This window comes from uncultured Pseudoteredinibacter sp. (assembly GCF_947502065.1).
Taxonomy (GTDB): domain Bacteria; phylum Pseudomonadota; class Gammaproteobacteria; order Pseudomonadales; family Cellvibrionaceae; genus Pseudoteredinibacter.
Genome location: NZ_CANMYE010000002.1, coordinates 525083 through 546076 on the forward strand (window position 1 = coordinate 525083; position 20994 = coordinate 546076).

19 protein-coding genes are annotated in these 20994 nt (G+C 47.7%); 3 read left to right on the forward strand and 16 right to left on the reverse strand.

The window, feature by feature from the left end; all coding sequences use genetic code 11:
- The first annotated feature begins 125 nt into the window (after nucleotides 1–125).
- Together Q1A41_RS08980 and Q1A41_RS08985 are read left to right on the forward strand one after the other, a co-directional pair.
- Nucleotides 126–1763, forward strand: coding sequence for a FecR domain-containing protein (locus Q1A41_RS08980; RefSeq protein ID WP_299977415.1), 1638 nt, complete (start codon nucleotides 126–128; stop codon nucleotides 1761–1763).
- Between the two features lie 12 nt (nucleotides 1764–1775).
- A complete protein-coding gene (locus tag Q1A41_RS08985) occupies nucleotides 1776–4220 on the forward strand; it encodes an EAL domain-containing protein (RefSeq protein ID WP_299977418.1) in 2445 nt (814 codons plus the stop codon).
- Between the two features lie 10 nt (nucleotides 4221–4230).
- On the opposite strand, the gene Q1A41_RS08990 is transcribed toward Q1A41_RS08985, so the two are convergent.
- The gene (locus Q1A41_RS08990) at nucleotides 4231–5376 is read right to left on the reverse strand and encodes an alkylhydroperoxidase-related (seleno)protein (RefSeq protein WP_299977421.1); all 1146 of its coding nucleotides are present in this window, start codon (nucleotides 5374–5376) and stop codon (nucleotides 4231–4233) included.
- Nucleotides 5377–5535: 159 nt separating this feature from the next.
- Nucleotides 5536–6447: a permease gene (locus Q1A41_RS08995; protein WP_299977423.1), complete on the reverse strand. Its 912-nt coding sequence runs from the start codon at nucleotides 6445–6447 to the stop codon at nucleotides 5536–5538.
- A 198-nt stretch (nucleotides 6448–6645) separates the two neighbouring features.
- Between Q1A41_RS08995 and Q1A41_RS09000 the strand changes: the two genes are divergently transcribed.
- Nucleotides 6646–6936: a metalloregulator ArsR/SmtB family transcription factor gene (locus Q1A41_RS09000; protein ID WP_299775483.1), complete on the forward strand. Its 291-nt coding sequence runs from the start codon at nucleotides 6646–6648 to the stop codon at nucleotides 6934–6936.
- A 188-nt stretch (nucleotides 6937–7124) separates the two neighbouring features.
- On the opposite strand, the gene Q1A41_RS09005 is transcribed toward Q1A41_RS09000, so the two are convergent.
- The 14 genes from Q1A41_RS09005 to Q1A41_RS09070 form a co-directional block, all read right to left on the reverse strand.
- Nucleotides 7125–7406, reverse strand: coding sequence for a hypothetical protein (locus Q1A41_RS09005; RefSeq protein ID WP_299977426.1), 282 nt, complete (start codon nucleotides 7404–7406; stop codon nucleotides 7125–7127).
- 75 nt (nucleotides 7407–7481) lie between these two features.
- Nucleotides 7482–9365: a DNA topoisomerase IV subunit B gene (gene parE / locus Q1A41_RS09010; RefSeq protein WP_299977429.1), complete on the reverse strand. Its 1884-nt coding sequence runs from the start codon at nucleotides 9363–9365 to the stop codon at nucleotides 7482–7484.
- 42 nt (nucleotides 9366–9407) lie between these two features.
- Nucleotides 9408–10004: a YqiA/YcfP family alpha/beta fold hydrolase gene (locus Q1A41_RS09015; protein ID WP_299977433.1), complete on the reverse strand. Its 597-nt coding sequence runs from the start codon at nucleotides 10002–10004 to the stop codon at nucleotides 9408–9410.
- A 52-nt stretch (nucleotides 10005–10056) separates the two neighbouring features.
- A complete protein-coding gene (gene cpdA / locus Q1A41_RS09020) occupies nucleotides 10057–10869 on the reverse strand; it encodes a 3',5'-cyclic-AMP phosphodiesterase (protein WP_299977436.1) in 813 nt (270 codons plus the stop codon).
- A 116-nt stretch (nucleotides 10870–10985) separates the two neighbouring features.
- Complete coding sequence (locus Q1A41_RS09025; protein WP_299977439.1) at nucleotides 10986–11441, reverse strand: DUF1249 domain-containing protein; 456 nt, start codon at nucleotides 11439–11441, stop codon at nucleotides 10986–10988.
- A gap of 29 nt (nucleotides 11442–11470) precedes the next feature.
- Nucleotides 11471–12124, reverse strand: a complete 654-nt coding sequence (locus Q1A41_RS09030; protein WP_299977442.1) for an NUDIX domain-containing protein — start codon at nucleotides 12122–12124, stop codon at nucleotides 11471–11473.
- A gap of 26 nt (nucleotides 12125–12150) precedes the next feature.
- Nucleotides 12151–14310 carry a multiheme c-type cytochrome gene (locus Q1A41_RS09035; RefSeq protein WP_299977446.1) on the reverse strand — a complete coding sequence of 720 codons (2160 nt, stop codon included), beginning with the start codon at nucleotides 14308–14310 and terminating at the stop codon, nucleotides 12151–12153.
- Nucleotides 14274–15656 carry a hypothetical protein gene (locus Q1A41_RS09040; protein ID WP_299977449.1) on the reverse strand — a complete coding sequence of 461 codons (1383 nt, stop codon included), beginning with the start codon at nucleotides 15654–15656 and terminating at the stop codon, nucleotides 14274–14276. The genes Q1A41_RS09035 and Q1A41_RS09040 overlap by 37 nt, the downstream gene beginning before the upstream one ends.
- Nucleotides 15653–16348 carry a tetratricopeptide repeat protein gene (locus Q1A41_RS09045; RefSeq protein ID WP_299977451.1) on the reverse strand — a complete coding sequence of 232 codons (696 nt, stop codon included), beginning with the start codon at nucleotides 16346–16348 and terminating at the stop codon, nucleotides 15653–15655. Before Q1A41_RS09045 ends, Q1A41_RS09040 begins: the two co-directional genes overlap by 4 nt.
- Before the next feature lie 3 nt (nucleotides 16349–16351).
- The gene (locus tag Q1A41_RS09050; protein ID WP_299977454.1) at nucleotides 16352–17263 is read right to left on the reverse strand and encodes a VWA domain-containing protein; all 912 of its coding nucleotides are present in this window, start codon (nucleotides 17261–17263) and stop codon (nucleotides 16352–16354) included.
- Nucleotides 17256–18296 carry a VWA domain-containing protein gene (locus tag Q1A41_RS09055; RefSeq protein WP_299977457.1) on the reverse strand — a complete coding sequence of 347 codons (1041 nt, stop codon included), beginning with the start codon at nucleotides 18294–18296 and terminating at the stop codon, nucleotides 17256–17258. Before Q1A41_RS09055 ends, Q1A41_RS09050 begins: the two co-directional genes overlap by 8 nt.
- Complete coding sequence (locus Q1A41_RS09060; RefSeq protein WP_299977460.1) at nucleotides 18283–18933, reverse strand: DUF4381 family protein; 651 nt, start codon at nucleotides 18931–18933, stop codon at nucleotides 18283–18285. Before Q1A41_RS09060 ends, Q1A41_RS09055 begins: the two co-directional genes overlap by 14 nt.
- Nucleotides 18930–19880 carry a DUF58 domain-containing protein gene (locus tag Q1A41_RS09065; protein ID WP_299977463.1) on the reverse strand — a complete coding sequence of 317 codons (951 nt, stop codon included), beginning with the start codon at nucleotides 19878–19880 and terminating at the stop codon, nucleotides 18930–18932. Before Q1A41_RS09065 ends, Q1A41_RS09060 begins: the two co-directional genes overlap by 4 nt.
- A 39-nt stretch (nucleotides 19881–19919) precedes the next feature.
- Nucleotides 19920–20885, reverse strand: coding sequence for a MoxR family ATPase (locus Q1A41_RS09070; protein ID WP_299977466.1), 966 nt, complete (start codon nucleotides 20883–20885; stop codon nucleotides 19920–19922).
- Nucleotides 20886–20994: the final 109 nt, after the last annotated feature.

Sequence of the window (20994 nt, forward strand, 5' to 3'; positions counted from 1 at the left end):
AAGGAGAAGCCGTCTTTTTAAGGAATTCGGCATTTCCTATCAAAATAGAGCTGTCAATACTTGGCCTGGCGCATTACTCACGCCCTAAAAGAAATTCAATTTAAGCGGTTTAGCTGGAATACACTATGTTGCGCAAACACCTGCGATACAAGCTTGCACTGTGCCTAATAAGCCTGTGCTTTACACAACTCTCACTCGCTGATGAATGGGTTTATACCGTAGTAGATGGCGACAACCTTTGGAACTTTAGCAAAAAGCACCTAGACAAAGTCACCCGCTTTGAACAGCTTCGTAAGATAAATAATATCAGCGATCCAACCCGGATGAAGCCAGGCTCTGTGGTGCGCGTCCCAATGGCCTGGATTAAATCTAATTTAGTGCCAGCTCGCATTCACTCGATTACGGGCCAAGCTGAAATCGAGCGAGCCCAAGGCAAAGAACGATTAAATGCCAGTAAGGCCATGGAGATTTACCTAGGCGATGTTATCCGCACAGGTGAAAACAGCGGCGTCGCAATCCGTTTTGCTGATAACTCCATAGTTTCCATCTTCGACCAAAGCATTGTGCGATTTGACCATCTAAGCGCGCACGGTAGCACTGGCATGGTGGATTCACGAATTAAGCTCCTGCAAGGCCGCTTAAGCTCAAAAGTTACCACCGCTGTTGGCCCAGGCTCGCGCTTTGAAATCCACACGCCGTCGGCCATCAGTGCGGTTAGAGGTACCGCTTACCGCGCAGTCGCCAACGATAATGGCGAAACATCCAATATCGAAGTGGTTGAAGGTAAGGTTGCCGTCGCCGGTGGAAAATCCCAGACACTGGTACCAGCAGGCTTTGGAACCCAGGTAAAAGCTGGCGAAGCACCCAGCAAACCCAAAGAACTGCTACCAGCACCTCAGTTTAAAGCCATCCCCAACGCCATTAGACAACTCAATTGGCGCTTAGAGTGGCATGCGCTTGATGGCGCCAAAGCCTATCGAACAGAGGTCAGCGCAAACGCTGCCTTTGAAACCTTATTGTGGCAAGGCGTCAGCGAGTACAGCAAAGCTGCACTACCCGATTTACCCGATGGCGAGTACTTTGTGCGTGTTCGTGGCATCGACGAATTGGGCCTGGAAGGCCTCGAAAAGATGACTCAATTCGTGCTAGATGCCAGACCTCAGCCTCCACTGCCCCTGAAGCCACACAATAAGCAGAGCTACCGCGCCGAGTGGCCAACTCTTCAGTGGACCGAATCCAGTGATGCTGAGCGATATTTGCTAGAGCTAGCCAGTGATCCGGAGTTCAACAACTTGCTGCTCAAAGAAGAAACCCAAGCCCGCCAATTCAATAGCAATGCCGTCGCTGAGCTGGGCGATTTCTATTGGCGCTTGACCAGTATTGCCTCTGACGGGGAATACGGCCCAGTAGGGGTTACTCGCCACTACAATGTAAAACCGATTCCTAAAGAGCCTCAAACCGCAGTTGCGAGCGGGGACGACGGTAAGCTTCTGGCCAGCTGGGAAAAAACGGGAGAAGGCCAGCGCTATAAAGTACAAATAGCCAAAGATAAGAACTTTAAGCGCATCATCGTTGATGAAACCACTGATGTGCCGCAGTTCGCCTTTGCCCCCCACACCGGCAATCAGCGCTATATGCGCGTAAAGACTATCGAAGCCGATGGCTATGAAAGCCCCTGGGGAAGCACGCAAGTGATCGAAGGCTTACCCGATAACAGCCACTGGGCGCTAATTCTTGGTATTATTGCCATTTTGATTATCTAAGCAGGCGGCAATATGCCCGGGCGAGACAGACAGACACTGGGCGTTGCAATACTTCTTCTCGCTGGCCTTTTAATATTGGCCAGCGGCTTACACTTTAGCAATCTACTCAACCGCTTTGATACCCTCAGCTACGATTTGCTATTACCAGTTCAAGCACCAAAGATGTCGAAAGATATCGTCATTATCGATATCGATGACGCCAGCATCATGGAGCTTGGCCGCTGGCCTTGGCCCAGAAATATTCACGCCGACCTATTAAATGTCCTCAGCCAATACGACAGCAAAGCCATTGGCCTCGACATTATTTTCTCTGAGCCGCAAGAAAGCAGTGCCGATCAAGCCTTAGCTGAGGCCATCGAAAACAATAGCAAAACCTTTTTAATCACCGCTCCTGTTTTGCTTAGCCAGGGTTCCGGTGTTAGCGAATTACTACCAATGGCAAGCCTAGCCGCCGGCGCGGCGGGCATTGGCCATGTCGATGTAGAGCTCGATCTTGATGGCTTGAATCGAAAATTTCATGCCTATGGCGGCATGGGTGATGCCCACTGGCCATCCATGCCCTTGGCCATGGCACAGTTTGCAAAAGACCCAGTACCGCAACTCGAACAATTACAAAATCACAATATCGAAGGCCGAATTGCAGCTGGCTGGGTACGCAATAAGCGGGGGCTAATCCCATTCACTTTGCGACAAGATCAGGCCACGCGACTTTCCTATGCCGATGTCTTACACCAGCGCATCAAGTTGAATCAGCTTGATCAAAAATACCTTTTCGTGGGTGTAACAGCCACGGGAATCGGCGACAGAATTGCTACGCCATCTTACCGAGAGCACGAAAGAATGCCCGGAGTTGAGCTACTCGCCCAGCAACTCAATGGCTTATTACAAGGTAAAGTGCTGCAAGAGCTAAATCCTTGGCAGCAGTGGTTAATCAGTATTCTAATTATTCTACTCGGTGCCAGCGCTATCATGTTGGCGCCACTGCGTTATGGCTTCTCACTTACCCTGGTTTTTATCAGTGCCAGCTTAACGTTTTCTGCGATGCTTTTAGCTAGCGGGTATTGGTTTGCCCCAGCCAGCAGCATTGCATGCCTAATGATTTGTTGGCCCCTTTGGAATTTATGGCGCCTGCACTACCAAGCTAAAACCCAGCAAGAGCTACAGGATAAACTGGACGAGCTAAGCAGCCGAAACCCCCTTACCGAATTACCCAACCAAGGAGCACTAGAACGCGAGCTTGCCAAGATTATTAAAGCGCAAAGCAGCCAGCAAGTTGCCCTTATTATCTGCCACTTTAATTGGAGCGATGCCAGCCACAGTATTTACGATCAGAGCTTGGGTAAAGCGGGGCTGCTACAAATTACTGAGCAACTGCGTGAAATAAATCGTCCTGGCTACTTTATGGCGCACCTCAACAGTGATGACTTCGCCTTCTTAGTGAGCGATGATCGGCAAGGCCAAAACACGCTTGATCTTCTAGAGCGCCTAAATGCCAGCTTCAGCCGTCCGATAACGCGAGATCGCCAGAGTTTGATTCTGTCACCCAATATGGGCATAAGCTGCTGGCCCAAAGATAGTCACGATGCCGGAGAGGCAATGCGCAATGCATCTACTGCGCTTTTTAAAGCACGCATGGATGACAAAGGTAGCTACTGCTTTTACTCCGAAACCATTGGCCAGGAAGTCCAAGCCCGTTACGAACTCGAGCAAGCACTGGTCCACGCTATCGACCGACTAGAACTGGAATTGCACTTCCAACCACGTATCGACACACGCGATGGAAACTGCAATGGCCTTGAGGCCCTATTGCGCTGGAAGAATCCAAAGCTTGGCTGGATCAGCCCCAGTAGCTTTATACCGGTAGCCGAGCACTCAGGCATGATCTCTGCGATTGGTGACTGGGTATTAAAAAAGGCCTGCTTCCATCTAAAACAATTACGCGAATTGGGCCATGATGACATTCAAATGGGGATAAACATTTCACCCCAGCAATTCCTATCAGAAAACTTTGTTAGCCGAGTGCAACTTATTGTTATGGAGCTTGGCCTGCCGCCATCGAGCCTTGAGTTTGAAGTCACCGAAAGTACATTGATGCGCGACATCGACACCGCCATGAAAGTAATGAGCCAACTCAGCGACTTTGGTATCGGCTTTACCATTGATGATTTCGGAACTGGCTATTCATCCTTAAGCCATTTAAAACAACTGCCCTATAAACGAATCAAAATAGATCAATCCTTTACCCAAGAAATTGATCACAGCGCAAATGCCAGAGAAATTATTTTAAGTGTTATCGAAATGGCCAAACGCCTTGATCTATCGATAGTTGCCGAAGGAGTAGAGCAAAACAGCCATAAAGAGTTCCTCAGCAATAATGGCTGCCATGAGCTACAAGGCTTTTTATATAGCCCCGCACTTCCTTTTAAGGAGCTTAAAGAATACCTCGATGGGCAATAGCAATAATCACCTATTGCCCCTCCCCCATTATGCGTCGAATCTGAAACTTCACTAAAATCCAAATACTCTGCAACAGTGAAGGGCGCTCGGTATTATTGATGCCAGTCATTTTCGCTAAGCCTAAGCTTTCGGTTTTATTGCCCAGTCGCCCATAGGCCATCAAGGTTTCTTCCATTGGCACCCCAGTTGGATCGCTAGTTCGGTTTAAGCCATTGAATATCGCAACCACGGCGGCCAATTCCATGGCCGCCCTTTCACCCAGAACGTCAATGAGCTTAGGGTACTGCTCATAGGCTTTTTCAGGTTCTCGATTTGCAAACTCGGTATAATCCAAAATTAGTTCGCCATGCTCGACACCAATGTCATTCACCTCTTGGCCCTGAGGGGATCTCAAATCTACGGCATCACCGCTAGCCTTAGCCGCCATATCCAAAATCATGGTATGTCCATTGGCGCAATAAAAACATCTGTTGATCACAGAGGTGCGAGTGGCTGCGATTTCTAACTGAGTGCGTGATAAAGATTTTCTGTGCCACAACTTATCGAAAAAACTATGGCCCTCCATATACATGGCATCCACCAGATCGCGACGCAGGCCATTTTCAATCGGGCAGATACTTAAAGCGCGTGAAACATTCACCAACTCTTTGTTTGCAACCGCAGATTTTGTTTGGCGCACCCAAGCCCCGTTTTCCACAATACCCTCTGGATAAGCTCTTAAGGGCTCACCCTTTTGGGGCTCAGGTAAAGGCTGTAAATCTCGCCCCAGCGCCATGCAAAAACGATCAATAGGTAACACCAAGATAATTAAGGCCACCAGCTCAACATAAGCGCCTTCACCAATTCTTTCGCAGACAGATCGACACCACAGTCCATCCAACTGTCCCGACTCAGTGCTAACGCGCTCGATGGTATCGAGCAACAGCGGACTCAAGCATTCTGGAGATGGCTCTTGATGAGATAGATTCGACACCGCTTCACGCTGACGGTCGTAAACTGGTCTAGGCTTCGCCGCCCGCATAGCCTCAACAATTAATTTGCGCTGCTGTGCTGTCCACCAGTAACCCGGCTCAGCCAATCGCTGCCAGACACGGTTAAACTGTAAGCAAATATCCTCACTGACAAAATGAGGAAAAGATTCAACGGAGAAATGCATTGGAGGCTCCTGGGTACGGATTGCTGGGCAAGCACTGTCGTCAGCAAATTATTATTCTTAATTATTAAGGCACTTGTGAATAATGCAGATTAAGCCAAATCGATTCCATAGTCAGCATAAACAACTAGCAAGGCAATCTGCTCATGCCTCCAACGGCCCTCAGAAGATCAGTCCATATAGGAAACCCGATATAACCGCCATGCTGACGATAACCAATAAAAAGGCAGCAATTAACGGACTTTTAAAAATAGACTTCAATAGAATCACCTCGGTAAGGCTTGCCCCAGCACTGCCGATAATCAAGGCCATTACCGCACCCAGCCCCATTCCTTTAGCGACCAATACAGCGCTCAATGGAATAACAGCCTCGGCGCGTATATACAGTGGAATTCCAATAATGGCGGCTATCGGTATAGCGAAGGGGTTTTCGGCACTGGCAAATGTAGCCACCCACTCGGTGGGCATAAAACCATAAATCACTGAGCCAATTGCAATGCCCGCCATCAAATAGGGCAACACCGTTTTAAAATCTTGCCAAGTCGACTCCCACAATTTACGCCATAGGCTTTGCTTTTGAACTTCTTGGCCGCAAGTTTGAGAACAGCCCGCTGAATCAGGTGCTTCATAGGATTGCGCTTCAAGGTAACGCTCAAAGCCCATGGCCTCTAGAGCAATACCGGCAATTAGTGATACCCCCATCGCCATCACAAAGTAAAACAATGTTACCGCCGCACCAAAGGTGGCAAAGAAAAGCGCGATAATAATTGGATTGAGTAATGGGCTGGCAAAGAGAAACACCATCATAGTGCCAAAACCCGCTTTAGCTCTTAACAGGCCTTTTAGAAATGGGATGGTCGAACAAGAGCAAAACGGGGTAATAGAACCCAGCAATGCGGCAAAGAAATAGCCTTTGCCTTGCTTGGCGCCCAGAATGTCCTGAATTTTCTGTGGCGGCAGCCGGGTTTGCAAATAAGCCACAGCATAGCTCACCACTAAAAACAGCAAGGTTAGCTCAACCGCCAAAAACACAAACATTTCCAAACTCGCCACGATAGCTGACTGAGTCACCATCTTGTCCTCCTATATCTCTCAAGCTGAAACAACGGCCAAGCAGGAATAATTGCTAAACCGAAATAACTGCAAAATCCTAATAACTACAAAACCATAAAACTATATTTCCGGAATTGTCGAAATATAGTTTTTAAAGAAAGCCAGGTCAAGATATTTCTGCTAATATCGAAATATCAAATACCGCAGTACAGAGACACAATGGATATTGAAATAGCCGCCAAAGCCTTAAAAGAACTCGGGCACCCTATTCGCTTATCGATTTATAAACGCTTGGTCAAAGCAGGCCAGCCCGGCATGGCCGTAGGCAAGCTGCAAGAAGAGCTGAAGATACCTAACTCGACCCTATCCCATCATATTGCTAGCCTGGCCTCAGCCCAGCTACTCTCCCAAACCCGCGACGGCAGAACCCTGTATTGCCAAGCCGAATATGAGCACTTTGAAGCGCTGATCGAATTTTTACAGGCTGAATGTTGTGCTGATGAAATGTGAGCTACATAAGATAAAGTTATGGGCAGGAGATTATTAGCCGCATATGTCAGCATCATGGCTGGGCAGTTAATTTTGAAAGGCGTGGGGAGAGTTATGTTTCAGAAATCAAATTTAGTGCACAAGCCCAACCAAAGCCCAACTAATGCAGTTTATTAGACAGGTTATGCAAGCTAAAGAAGAGATAGTTTTTAATTCGAGTCCGCCAGAGCTTTTATAGACTCAGAATTTTGACTCATTTGCTGTTTAAGCAATTCGTACAGTTTCCAGCTGTGAGCTGCCAACATGCCAAAAGGAATGGCAATCAAAACCGGCAATACTGAGGTTAGCATTTTCACTTGGCCATCAGTAAGGCCAATGTTCATTTTAAGATTAAGAACCAATAATAAGCCGAAAGCCAAGGCCATCAATACTGCAATTCTCAGCATTATCTTTTTGTGCGACTTGAAGGCCTTCAGATGATTACTTTCCATTTATTAGCTCTCCTTTTGGGGCAGCATAAGCTGCCCGCTCTTAACAACTGAGTACTTCTAGAATTAAAGCTCTAGCTACACCTCAGCCAAATTACCCTTCTGCTCCAACCATGCCTTACGATCGCCCGCACGCTTTTTGGCCAGTAACATATCCATTACCTGGTTGGTATCATCGCCTGGCTCTAAAACCAACTGAACTAGGCGACGAGTATCAACCGCCATGGTGGTTTCACGTAACTGCAGCGGGTTCATTTCACCCAAGCCTTTAAAGCGCTGCACGCCTACTTTGCCCTTCTTTTTCTCGGCCTTAATGCGCTCTAGAATGCCGGCTTTTTCAGCCTCATCGAGGGCATAGTAAACGTCTTTACCCACATCAATACGGTACAATGGCGGCATAGCAACATAGACATGACCTGCCGAAACCATTGGGCGAAAGTGGCGCAGGAATAGCGCACACAGCAAGGTAGCAATGTGCAAACCATCAGAGTCCGCATCCGCCAGGATACAAACCTTGTGATAACGCAGCTTCGACAAATCCTCACTGCCAGGATCAATACCCAAGGCAACTGAAATATCATGAACTTCTTGGGAGGCCAAAATTTCCGAGCTATCGACTTCCCAAGTATTTAGAATTTTACCGCGCAGTGGCATGATCGCCTGAAACTCTCGATCACGAGCCTGCTTAGCTGAACCGCCCGCAGAATCACCCTCTACCAAAAACAGCTCACCACGCTCTGGCTCACCACTGGAGCAATCCGCCAATTTACCCGGTAAGGCCGGGCCCTGGGTAACTTTTTTACGGGCAACTTTTTTAGAGGAACGCACACGCTTTTGAGCATTACTAATGCAAAATTCGGCAAGCTTGTCACCTTCTTCGGTGTGTTGATTAAGCCACAAACCAAATGCATCTTTTGCCACACCGGAAACAAAGGCCGCCGCTTCGCGCGAAGATAAACGCTCTTTGGTCTGACCAGAAAACTGTGGGTCGCCCATTTTTGTGCTTAAAACAAAACAGCAATTGTTCCAGATATCATCGGGTGCAAGTTTGACGCCGCGCGGTAATAGATTGCGAAATTCACAATACTCACGTACCGCATCCAACAAGCCAGAGCGCAGGCCATTTACATGGGTGCCGCCTTGCGCGGTTGGAATTAAGTTCACATAGCTTTCTTGGGTAACCTCACCACCTTCGGGCAACCACTGTACAGCCCAGTCGACCGCGTCACTGTCACCGCTAAAGCTGCCTACAAAAGGATCCGCGGGTAAAACTTCCCAACCCTGAGTTGCTGCCTTTAGATAATCTCGTAGGCCGTCTTCATAATGCCACTCGTCCTTCTCACCGGTTTGTTCATTTTTAAAAACAACTTTTAAACCAGGGCATAGCACCGCTTTTGCGCGCAAAACGTGACGCATACGCGAGATTGAAAACTTATTGGAATCAAAATACTGAGGGTCGGGTAAAAATCTTACCGCCGTACCGGTGTTGCGTTTACCACAGCTATCAATAACTTCTAGGTCGCTGTGCTTATCACCATCACGAAATTCCATCTGATGAACTTCGCCACCACGACGAATCGTCACTAATAACTGCTTGGAGAGAGCATTAACAACACTCACCCCCACACCATGCAAACCACCTGAAAACTGGTAATTATCATTACTGAACTTACCACCGGCGTGCAGAGTAGAAAGAATAACTTCCACGCCAGGGCGGCCTTGTTCTGGGTGGATGTCCACCGGCATACCACGACCGTCGTCAGTTACGGTCATGGCATTATCTTTATGCAACACCACTTCGATTTGGCTAGCATGACCTGCCAGCGCCTCATCCACTGAGTTATCAATAATCTCTTGGGCCAAGTGGTTAGGGCGTGTCGTTTCGGTATACATGCCCGGGCGTTTTTTAACCGGGTCTAAGCCCGTGAGTACTTCAATGTCCTCGGCACTATAATTTGCCATAAATACAGGGTCCTTAATTGCTTCTGTATTATCGTTGAGCGCTTACGCCTTTTGATAACGCTGGGCTAAAAATTCTATGCCCGGCTCGATAAAACGTTCAAAACCTTGGAAGGCATGATCACCACCTTCTTCAATGGTAAGCTTGCAGTGCTGATACAGCTGCGCCGCTTGGCGATAGTCCAAAGTTTCATCTTCTGTTTGCAGTAACACCCAGTAATTATCTGGGCGAGTAATTTCTTCAGGCAGTAAAGCGCGCAATTGCTCTATATGCTTAGCTTCTAAGGTATAGCTATCTTCACTATGGTAATTCTTTAATGTCTTACCAACATATTCTGGCATCAGCATAGAAGGGCGCACAGCCGGGTTGATAAGCAAGGCTGGAAGATCATACTTCTCGACCAGGTAGCTACACCAAAAGCCCCCCATGGAACTCCCCATAAGGTACAAATCTTCACCCTGTGCTTTCACCCCTGCCACAATACGATCAAGCTCCGTCTGAACCTGATCGGGGTACACCGTCAAGAAGGGGCAATAGTATTCAATATCTGGACGATACTGCTGCAGCCAGTCTTTCACCTGTAGGGCTTTAAAGGAGTTGGGAGAGCTGAGAAAACCGTGAATGTAGAGCAGAGCGGGCATTCTTGTATCCTAAATCACAGCCGCCTTATGCTGCTGTTCCAAAACAAGGATATTAATAGCCATTGCTGCTGTAGTCTATGGGGTAATCTTTTTGATTGATGCGCTCAATACGAGTTGAAAGCTGGCCGCTATTATCCAGCTCAAACCAGCGATAGCCAGGCATAAGGCGATCAAGGGCAAAATCGACGGAGTTTGGCTTAAATTGTATACAGGTAGAAGGACTGGCCATATAGCGCACCCCCTCTACTTCTGTCTCAAACGCCTGATGTACATGGCCCCACAAAACCAATTCAACGTTATCGAACTCGGATAACAAAGCTTTAAACTGCGCCGCTGAGGCAACCTTGTATTGGTCAATCCATTCACAGCCAACCGCTACCGGTTGGTGATGCATACAAATAATGGCGCGTTTATCTGGGTTGTGCATTAAGGTTTTTTGCACAAAATCCAGCTCTTGCGCGCTGAGATCGCCGTGTTCTTTATTGGGAATTGTTGAATCTAGCAACAAAATAAGCCAATCCCCCAGCTCTACCATCTTGGGCAAAGAACTCTCAGGAAACACCGAAGCCATTGTGGCGGGCACGTCGTGGTTACCAGGTATACATACAAAAGGCACTTCAGGAAAGGCTTTGTCTAAGTGGTAAACAAAGCGCTGATAGGCCTGGGCACTTGGGTCGCCGGCAATGTCACCGGTAACCAAAATCAGGTCCGGGGTTTCTTCGCGGACAAGGGCATGCTCCAGCACATCGACAAAGCTGGTTTCCACATTTAAGCCCAGCAAAGTCTCGCTGGACTCAGCCCCTAAGTGGCAATCTGTAATCTGCAACACCCTCATCGGGCGCTCTGCGTTTATGGGTAGAATCACCGCTACACCTTTTAATTATACCCGCCCAAGGGCGCGCGCTTTGGGGCAAATCTAGCACCTAAGACTGAACAACGACTTAATATTGCCGCTGTTGGCACAATAACCCTCATTTGACTTTATATCCCTTGACCCAGTTTAGTGAAGTTGGAATTTTCCAAACTGTGACCCTGTGCAAGACAGAGCCCCAGCCAGTCCGACAAAAATCGATTTAACTGGGTTTTTTCATCCATTTGATGCATTTGCTCATTGGGGTAAGGGTAACGTCCTAAAAATTGGCGATACTGTGCCCAATTTACTACCTCAGCCATCTCAGCATCATGATAAATGCGCACCCCTAAGGACAAATCTCTAAGCCACTTGTTAATACTACCTTGCTGCTCTACCGCTACCGTGGTGGTATACGGTGCACGCTCTAGTATACGAATGCTGATTTTATGAGCACCATCAGCACTTGCACTGTACTCCCAGCTATCACGCGAATCCCTAGCAGGCATTAAGCGCAGCAATTTGGCATAGTTCATGCCACATAGTGCCTGCAATCCCTGTAGGTCTACTTTATAACGCGATTTCATAAAAATACATTCGACTTAAAGTTGCAATTTCACTCCAATACAGAGGCCTGGCCACGGAGTCTTTCCCGGTTTAGCTGCAGCCATTGTAAACCAATCAAGGTAGCCGCGTTATTCATCCTTCCGTTAAGCATAGCAGCAAACACCTCTTGCGCTGGAAAAACCAGCAAACGAATGTCCTCATGCTCTTCATCAAGGCCATGAATCCCCCCAGCCCCACTGAGATCACATAACAAAGCGTATAGAAATACTTCTTCATCGGTGCCGCCAGGGCTGGATAAATAACGGCAAATAAACTCCATCCCCTTAGCCTGCAAACCGGCCTCTTCCTCCAGCTCGCGAGCCATGACTTCCTCGGGGCTTTCACCGCCCTTATCCATCATTCCTGCGACCACTTCCAAACACCAGGGGCCAGTAGGGTGAGCATGTGCACCGACTCTAAATTGCTCAATCAAGGCTATCTCATCACGCCATGGGTCATAAATAATTCCGGCTACAGCATTGCCACGACAAAAGATTTCCCGCCGAAAGTGTTCCGTCCATTCTCCCGAAAACATACGATGACGTAACTGCCATTTTTGCATTTCAAAAAAGCCGCCGTAGGCAACTTCCTTTTGATCATATTCAACATCGCTTTGCTCAAACGGGCTTTCAACGAGCAAGGACTTCTCATTTATTGAGTCCATGATTTAATCAACATCCGGTCAATTTGCTATCGAGTAATTTGTTCTAACTGCGCCAAAAATCGGCGCCCCTGACTATCCAATAAAGACTTACTAGCCATCTCCCTCAAAACACTGCGGGCTTTTATGCTTTGCCCGGTGGAATGCAATGCCACCGCATAAACATATGAATAACGACTATTATCTGGCTCCAATGCAGCAGCTTGCGCCAAGGCCGCTACGGCAGGCGGATATTGTTTCGCCCGCACCAGTGCCAGGCCCAAGGCGTGCTGAGCTGCGGCCGCATCAGGTAAAGCACGACTAATCTTACGCAACAAGGCCAAAGACTGCTCGGCCTTCGCCTGTTGACGTAATAAATCGGCGAGATTTAAGTGGGCGCCAAGATGCAAGGGCTCTAAGTCGATGGCCCTTCGATAGCTTTGCTCTGCTCTTGCCAAGTCGTTTAAGGCTAAAAAATAGAGCCCCAAATTCAATTGCCCAGCTGCAGTATCTTGATGGAATATCAAGCTGTTTTTGTAATCGCTCCATAAACCATTAATGGCTTGATGCTGCGAGGCATCCAGTGACACCGTATCAGCACCTAAAGTCTGCCGAGCAATTGCCAAACGCACAGCCATGACCGGCTCATCTAAACTGGCCAGCAATTCTTGCAAGCGTTGCGGCAATGGCAAGGCCGCCATAAAGTTTACCGCCGCTTCACGTACCATCGGCTCTGGGTGGTGCAATCGAGATTGAGCAACCAATAGCGATTGATTGCTTGGCTGCTGGGCTAAGCGCTCCAATATACTAGCGGCGATAATCGCAGGCTCTTTACTAATACGTGACAGCAGCTTAAGTGGATTCGTTTCGGCCAAAGCGGGTTTCTCTGGCAAGGCCTTACCCGCTGATCGCAGCCAATCTTTAAAATGTTTACTCGCCCAACTGTTATTCCGATCAGTATGGCACTGTACGCAAGCATTAGGGCTGCCAAGCTCTTCACTCAAATCTGGGCGAGGAATTCTGATACTGTGATCGCGACGAGGATCTACCACCATATAGAGAGTCTCTGGCATATGGCAGTTTACGCATTGGGCTCCAGTGCTTTTGGCTTTGTGATGATGGTGGTTTGGTTGATCATAAACCGTGGGCACATGACACTGTGCACAAACCGCATTTCCCGGCGCACGCAATTTTAGGCTGTGTGGTTCGTGACAATTACTGCACTCCACCCCATGCTGATACATTTTACTTTGCATAAACGACCCCAGTACAAAGACTTCATCGTGAATTTGTCCATCACGGTGATACATGGGCTCGACCAGAGTTTGCAGAGCATGCTGCTCAAAAAAATCCGCTGCGGCTTTTGGCTCACGTTTTTCGTGTAGTAAACGGCGGCGAGAATGGCAGCTACCACAAACATTAATCTGCTCGCTTATTTCACCCGCTGCACGGGGGCCTTGTTCTCGCTTGGCGATGACATCTGCGGCACTGAGAATCCACTGCCCTTTGGCATGTAGGCGTCGAATTTTTTTATCGCTACCCTGAGCACCCGAGCTCGCCCAATCAAGGTGATCCCGACCTGGGCCATGGCAAGCTTCACAGGCAACATTCACCTCCGACCACTGAGTGTTGTAGCTTAGCGATTCAGGATTGTAGTTTCGCTGCAAGTTTGTTGAGTGACACTCAGCACAGCGACTGTTCCAGTTAAAATATGCCCCTGTCCAATGCAGTGGATCGCCTGCTGGAATTTTTTCATTGGGATAAAGATGAAACCAACGCTGACCACCTTCGGCGCTTGGGCGCGAATCCCAAGCAACCGTTAAAGCCTGCAGTTTACCCTGCGGCATCTCTAACAAATACTGCTGTAGAGGATAAAATCCGAAGGTGTAGGCCACCTTAAACTCTTGCATCTGGCCTTTAGCATTTTGGGTTTTTACAAAATAATCGCCAGCTCGAGTATAAAATTCAGTCAGCACAGCAAAGTGATCAAAGCGGCTATTATTAAAATCGCCCAAAACGTAATCTGGCTTCGCCGGCTTCATTGCCCAATCATGATGAGAGCCCTGCCAAGCTTGATAAGCCTCTGCGTGACAATTTTTACACTGTTCACTGCCTACCCACCCCCCATATAGAGTAGCCGGCAATAGCGGTAAAAACATAAGCAGCGCAGCGGCTAGTTTTTGCTGTAGGGATTTAAAGGAGGTAAGCATATATTCTTTTCAGGCTTTTGTTTTTTCTTGTGCCCTTGCAAGACTGAACGCAAAGACCTGAGTTCTTCCTTAATTTTTTCGGTTTTTATTTTTTCTATCTTAATTTGCTCCGGGCCTTCATTATCTTCAGCTGCTGCGGCTTGTAACTCATAGGGCATAGATAGGCATTCTTTTAGCTGAATATAGGGCTCCAGAACCTCTGGCTCGGCATCATAATACTTTAACCACAGGGCTAATAAACAGGCGGCCCGTTGAGCAGCATGGTGATCTAGCGCGTAAACCAGCTCATCGAATACACTTTTTTCCGAACTTTCTAAATGCGGACGTTTTAACTTCTTTAATATCAGCTGGACAGATGATGAGTAATAAAACAGCACCAAAATAGACAATACAAACAACAAGGTCGCGAGCAACCACCAAGGTGTAGTTGGCCCAATATGAATTGTCTTAGCATCTAACTCTCTGTACCGATATTCTGCTTGCTCACTGTCCCAGTAAGATAAGGCAATCGCAGGTATCTCCAACTGACCTGCAAAACTAAGCTCATAGCGCCATATTTCTTCACGAATAGCACTAACTTCGCCGCGGTTTTCCAAATCTTCTAAACGGCTGACCTCGGTGTAAAGCGCCCCAAGCTCATTGCTTTGCTGTGAAAACTGGCGCTCCTCCCCCCTCCCTAATAAGCTATCGGAGCGGCTGTTTAATAAGTAGAGGTTTGGCAAAAGCACCGCGCTTATCTTTTCTGCCCGCAGCGACAAACTGCGAAGCAAGATATCACCCAATTGCAACTCCCACTCTTGCCCTTCGGCCAAGTCTATTGACTCCCCCTGCCGCAATAACTGGTAACTCTCTTCCAGTTGTAAGTTGCGTGCCACTATAGCTGGCACACTTTCTTTCACAGTAAATATTAGATCATCACTGTGCAGCGATAAACGATGCTCTTCCCCTTCCAAGCTTATGCTTAAGTTCAATACGACAGGGGGTATATAGAAGGCCCCTAAGCGCTGGGGGTATATTCTATACTGCTGCTCTTGAACAATGTATTCCGCACCGTCTAGCAGTTCTTGACTATGATTTGCAAAGGACAACGGTCGCACAGTTAAAGCGCCATCAATTTCAATTTCCGGATAACGCGGCGCTTTTCGAAGCCAAGTTTTACTGTACAATTTGACACTTAAAAGTCGCTCCTGCCCAAGCAAAGCTTCTTCAGGCTCATCAAGCAAAGCAATACGCACAAAAGCTAGAGGCTGCTCTTGCGCAGCTGACGCAAAAACATATGCGCTATTTAAAGCCCCTAATAGCAACAGTAACAGCGAATATAAAAATGCGAGGAAGACAGGCTTCATTGTTTATCCCCTGCATGTTCTTTCAGCTGTTGCTGATGCCACTGATAGGCGAATTTTCTTTGCAAGAAATCCACCGGCTTACGATTTAATTGGCGCAGCCAAAGCTGTCGCAGCGCCGTCTCACTAAGATCTCCACTAGCTAAAGCATCATCTACTTGCTGATCACTGCTGTCCTTATCTAGATCGAAAGAAATATCGTCGGCAGCGAAATCACTTTTGCTGTCTTGATCTTTATCGCGGCGCTGGCGAGGCTTTTCTTGCAGCACCTTCACAAGCTGTAAATTGTGTTCCACTTCTGGCCATTTTGGCTGCAGAACCAGCGCCATACGATAGGCAATTATCGCTTCATCATAGCGCTCTTGATGAGCCAAGCTATTGGCCAGAGCAAAATAAGCCAGCTCATCGTACTCTTTCAACAGCAGCGCCTCAGCTTTGGCAAAATCCTCAGCCGCATAGTAAGCAATGGACGCAGGACGCGTCCCGCCCAACAACTCCGCAGCCTGCAGATACTCAGCTCGCTGCCAATGTTGAGCGGCACGCTGCTCATTTGTCCACCACCACTGTTTTGGGCTTACCCCAGGTTTAAGCGCAAATACTATATGTAAGACAATCAACAACAATAAAGATGCTGTAAGACTTACGTCAAAAAGCGTCTTAATTCGTTTAATTTGTTGTTGCTTTGCTTTATACATAGTTTAAGTCCAACTGAGCACCATACCGCGCCGAAACCATAGCAAAGCTAAAATTAACAAGGGCCACAATAGCAAGTAGCCCGCATCTTGCCAGTCATCTTCCTCGCCATATGCCAAGCTCTGCTGCTGCTTCTTAAGCAGCCACTTAAAGTGACTAAGATCACTATCGCCTAGGCTCATCTGCAGTGCCTCGAAATTTAACTGTGCGAAAAACGCAGGCATCCCTGCAGCCTCATAAGACCAATAGATCTTTAATAGCTCCTTTTTAAAGCCAGAAAACTGACTTGTTTCAGCGAAGCTCTCATTATTGCCTATCACAACAACTGTGCTTTGCGGGTATCGCTGTACATCAAGTTGATCTTGTACATATTGCAAGGCTAAGTCGGGGCGATAGCCATCTTCTGGCATCAAGTCCGCTGTTAAATCAGCAAGGTACAAATTTATCGCCTGATGATCTCGACTAAGCGGCAACACACTATGAGCACTGCCGGAAAAAACCATAAGAGCAACCGGCAAATTTTTATTGGCTTGCAACAACGCTCGTATTTTTAGCTTCGCCGTTAACAAATGCTGTTTATCTTCTTGCATCTGCTCATTGAGCTGTAACACAAGATAAATCGCCTCTTGAGTTTGCTTTAACGGATTAGCTTTGAGCTGCCAACTTGGGCCTGCGATAACTATTACCGCCAAACTGCAAGTCAGCAACATTAACAGAACCGGGCTTAAGCCAGAATGATGGCGACTATCCACAGCGAGTATACCTAGGTACTCGGCCTTTATGATCTGCCCCCAGCGGCTAGCCAAGCGAGCTTGAAGCAAAGCCATTACATACAAGAGCAATGCGGGCAGCAAGAGCCATAATGCCCATGGCCGCAAGAAGTGAAAGCTTTGCCAGTAATCCCACAAGCTAAACATTGTCAGCTCCGACCATAGAAACTGAAACATTCTGTCTGCGTTGTTTAAAAGACTGGCTAGCCAAGTAAAAGTGTATGAGATAAACCAGCAACACCGCCAGCAGCACTGGCCAATAAAATAGATTATGGCTCGGCTGATAATAATGCACAGCGAATCGACTAGGTTCCAACTGATCCAAAAGCTCAGATACCCGAGTCAAGGCACCAGCATCCTCAGCATGGAAATAGCGCCCGCCAGTGATATCTGCCAAATTTTGCAGCTGCCCTTCATCGACCGCCTGCTCCGCGACGGCATCCAGTTTACCTAATAAAATTGGGTAAATTTTAATTCCAGCGCTGGCCGCTAAGCGTGCGGCTTCTTTCGGCGGTACTCGACTACCAGAGTCATTGCCATCACTTAATAGTAGCAATACTCGACTGCGATCTGCAGCTCTAGCATCGCCAGCTTCTTTCTCTTCCATAAAGTGCTTGTAGGCGAAACCAACAGCATCACCCAGCATGGTCTTAGGCCCAGCCATACGCACTCGACTTTCTTCTAGCAACGTATTAAAAAGCGCCTTATCCTCACTAAAAGGTAACTGTAAATAAGGCGCATCACCATAGACCATCAAGGCCAAGCGATCGCCTTCGCGAGCTTCTGAGAATGCACTTAATACCTGTTTAGCTCCCCGTAACCGCGACATAGCCTGCTCGCCTTCAGGGGCAAAATCTAGCTCTGCCATTGAGCCAGACAAATCGACGGCGATTAACAGATCACGAGTTGGCTCTCGCAACTCAACAGGCTCACCTAACCACACCGGCTTGGCCGCGGCCAGCAATAACAACAACCACACCGATAACAATAAAAACACTTGGATTTTACGTCGCCGCTGAACCGTTTGTGTTTGTAAAACTTGCCCCTGCTCCTTAAGCAGTGCCTGGAAAAATGGCACCTTAAGAGAACGCCTTTGACTGCCATAAGCCGGGGCTAACTTTCTTACTAACCAAGGCAAGGGCAATAGGAGCAAAACCCAGAGCTGCTCAAAGGACAACATGCTGCTCACCCACTTTATGATTTTTGACCCAAAACAAAAGCTTGCCATGCACGGCCTCTAGCTGCTCTTGATCCATGCTGGCAGCTGCTTTTTCAAAACGGCCGCGCTCTAAAGCGGCGAGGTCTTGCTCGTCAAGCTTGAACAATGGGGGAGTAGTACTTGGTAAGAACTGATTAATAAACTCGACCCTTTGGCGCTCAGAAAGAGAGCTTAAAGTCTTACGCTCTGCGAATACCAACAGACAGCGCTGTAGAATTTCAGCCATACGATTGGCATTATCCAGCTCACCGCTTTCGATAGCTGCAAACACATCGTCTAGCTCGCTTTGTGCTTCCAAGCGATAATAATCCAGTTGCCCCTGCAATCTGCTTAGCAGCCAATACCTCAGTAATATTAGCAATAAAAAGGCAAGCCCAAGCAACAGAATTTCTGTTTTGGGTATATACATCTGCAAGCCGCTAGGCAATTCACCAGCTGCAGAATCCAGCTCATAGAAATGTTCTAACCAGTCGTTACCAAAACCTTGAAACCAAAAATCTGGCCTTGCCTCTTCGATCGATGCGGCCAACTGCCCTTCCTGCCCATTGGGGTTTAGAAGTTCATTTTCCGGATCGTTTAAGGCGCCATCTTGCTTCACAATAGCTCTCCTCGATATTGCAAAGAGCAATCAAAAACCAACAGCTGCACATTGGGTAATGTTGAAGCCACATCCGATAAAAAATGTAACCGCTGCAAAAAAGTGCGCTGCAAAGCCAATTGCAAATCTGGGTCTGAACTATTGATTTCAGCGTGGTGATGGCCATCTGATATCGGCAAAAAACCTGCCTCGGGAAATCTCCGCTCCAACTCATCAAAGATATAAATTAATCGAAGTGAATTATGCTGAGACAGCGCTTGCAACTGTTGCTGCAATCGCACATTCTGTTCTTGCGCCAGCAAACTCATAAAATCGCTAATGATATAAATATGCCGCCCGCGATAGCGACGATCGAGCATTTCCTCTAAGCAGGACGACAGCAATTGATCTGATGCCTCGGCCCTTGCATTAATATTTTGATTTATTTCTTGTAGATCAGATAAAGTCTGCAACCAAGACTGAAGACTTCGACTAGAGTGCCCCCAGTGGGTTTCAGAGCTGGATACTACAGAACAGGAGCAAGGATCCCCTTGATGGATAGCCTGCCACCCAATCTGAGCGGCCAGTTTAGCCGCTACAGCCGCTTTGCTATCGGCCAAAGAGCCAAACAACATACTCGTGCCTTGATCGACAAGCAGTTCAAAACGCTGCTCTTTCTCCTCTTGGTAATGGCGCACATAGGGACTCTGCTTACGACTACTCAGCTTCCAATCAACGTGGCGTATATCATCACCTTGCTGATAGTGATTGAGTTCGGCGAAATCGAGGCCACTGCCTTTGCGCGAACCACTACGGTGGCCAAGCAAAGGCCCAAGCAAGCCCTCCAGAAACAACGGCATTAAACTTTTACTGGGGGCGGCTTGTTGAATTAAGGCCTCCATATCCACCTGGATACCCGCTTCAAGCAGCTTTTTCGAAGCTGGACTGTTAGGGTTACCAATTGCCATTACGTGCCGCCCAAAAGTATTGTCATGGAATACTTACCGTTACACCAAAACCTGCTCCAATAGCTCAGCACAAGCATCTGCACTGCTATAGGACTCGGCTTGGGCTCGATAGTTAAGCTGGATCCTATGGGCCATGACTTCCGGTAGCACAGCGGCAACATCTTCAGGCAAAACATGGTCACGACCCGCAAGCCAGGCTCTCGCCCTAGAACATTTGTCTAAAGCAATACTGGCCCTTGGACTTGCACCCAATTGAATATATTGAGGCAAGCGACTGTCTTGATACATTTCTGGCTTACGCGTTGCCATTACAAGATTAACAATATATTGCTCTATCGCCGGCGCCACATGTGTTTGTTGAAAGGCTTGCCTGGCCGCCAGCAAGTTATCTTCACTGATTGTGCAAGCCAATGGCTCTGTTTGATGCTCTTCACTACGAACTAAACGAATGATATTCAACTCTTCTTGAGCATCGGGGTATGACACATTGGCCTTTAATAAAAATCGATCCAGCTGCGCCTCGGGCAATGGATAGGTGCCTTCTTGCTCAATAGGGTTTTGGGTAGCGACAACCATAAATACCGTGGGCAAAGAATAACTTTTACCAGCAACCGTCACCTGCCGCTCTTCCATGGCCTCTAATAATGCGGACTGTACTTTAGCAGGCGCACGATTGATTTCATCAGCGAGAATTAGATTGTTAAAAATTGGGCCGGCTTGAAAACTAAGGCTTTGCTGCCCTGCATCTTGGTGCAGCACTTCGGCACCGGTAACATCGGCCGGTAACAGATCAGGGGTAAACTGTATTCGCCCCATATCACCTTGAATGCTCTGCCCTAGCAGCTTTACCAAACGCGTTTTTGCCGTTCCTGGATAGCCTTCAAGGAGAATGTGTCCATTGCACAATAGCGCCAGAAGAAGCGAATCCAGCAGAGCTTCTTGGCCAATTAAGCGTTGATGCAAACTGCTGCGCAGCTCAGCAAACTGTTGACGCAAAGCATCCATGACGAAACCTATTATTAGTTATTGCTATTGGTCGACCCTAGCGTCAAAAGCCGCTTAAGGGCCTAAGAAAGCATAACAAAAAACCCAGCACTGGGCTGGGCTTTTTGCT

Coding starts and splice junctions, on each gene's coding strand:
- Q1A41_RS08980 (WP_299977415.1), top strand. CDS start 126: ATGTTGCGCAAACACCTGCGATACAAGCTTGCACTGTGCCTAATAAGC.
- Q1A41_RS08985 (WP_299977418.1), top strand. CDS start 1,776: ATGCCCGGGCGAGACAGACAGACACTGGGCGTTGCAATACTTCTTCTC.
- Q1A41_RS08990 (WP_299977421.1), bottom strand. CDS start 5,376: ATGCATTTCTCCGTTGAATCTTTTCCTCATTTTGTCAGTGAGGATATT.
- Q1A41_RS08995 (WP_299977423.1), bottom strand. CDS start 6,447: ATGGTGACTCAGTCAGCTATCGTGGCGAGTTTGGAAATGTTTGTGTTT.
- Q1A41_RS09000 (WP_299775483.1), top strand. CDS start 6,646: ATGGATATTGAAATAGCCGCCAAAGCCTTAAAAGAACTCGGGCACCCT.
- Q1A41_RS09005 (WP_299977426.1), bottom strand. CDS start 7,406: ATGGAAAGTAATCATCTGAAGGCCTTCAAGTCGCACAAAAAGATAATG.
- parE (WP_299977429.1), bottom strand. CDS start 9,365: ATGGCAAATTATAGTGCCGAGGACATTGAAGTACTCACGGGCTTAGAC.
- Q1A41_RS09015 (WP_299977433.1), bottom strand. CDS start 10,004: ATGCCCGCTCTGCTCTACATTCACGGTTTTCTCAGCTCTCCCAACTCC.
- Q1A41_RS09025 (WP_299977439.1), bottom strand. CDS start 11,441: ATGAAATCGCGTTATAAAGTAGACCTACAGGGATTGCAGGCACTATGT.
- Q1A41_RS09030 (WP_299977442.1), bottom strand. CDS start 12,124: ATGGACTCAATAAATGAGAAGTCCTTGCTCGTTGAAAGCCCGTTTGAG.
- Q1A41_RS09035 (WP_299977446.1), bottom strand. CDS start 14,310: ATGCTTACCTCCTTTAAATCCCTACAGCAAAAACTAGCCGCTGCGCTG.
- Q1A41_RS09040 (WP_299977449.1), bottom strand. CDS start 15,656: ATGAAGCCTGTCTTCCTCGCATTTTTATATTCGCTGTTACTGTTGCTA.
- Q1A41_RS09045 (WP_299977451.1), bottom strand. CDS start 16,348: ATGTATAAAGCAAAGCAACAACAAATTAAACGAATTAAGACGCTTTTT.
- Q1A41_RS09050 (WP_299977454.1), bottom strand. CDS start 17,263: ATGTTTAGCTTGTGGGATTACTGGCAAAGCTTTCACTTCTTGCGGCCA.
- Q1A41_RS09055 (WP_299977457.1), bottom strand. CDS start 18,296: ATGTTGTCCTTTGAGCAGCTCTGGGTTTTGCTCCTATTGCCCTTGCCT.
- Q1A41_RS09065 (WP_299977463.1), bottom strand. CDS start 19,880: ATGGCAATTGGTAACCCTAACAGTCCAGCTTCGAAAAAGCTGCTTGAA.
- Q1A41_RS09070 (WP_299977466.1), bottom strand. CDS start 20,885: ATGGATGCTTTGCGTCAACAGTTTGCTGAGCTGCGCAGCAGTTTGCAT.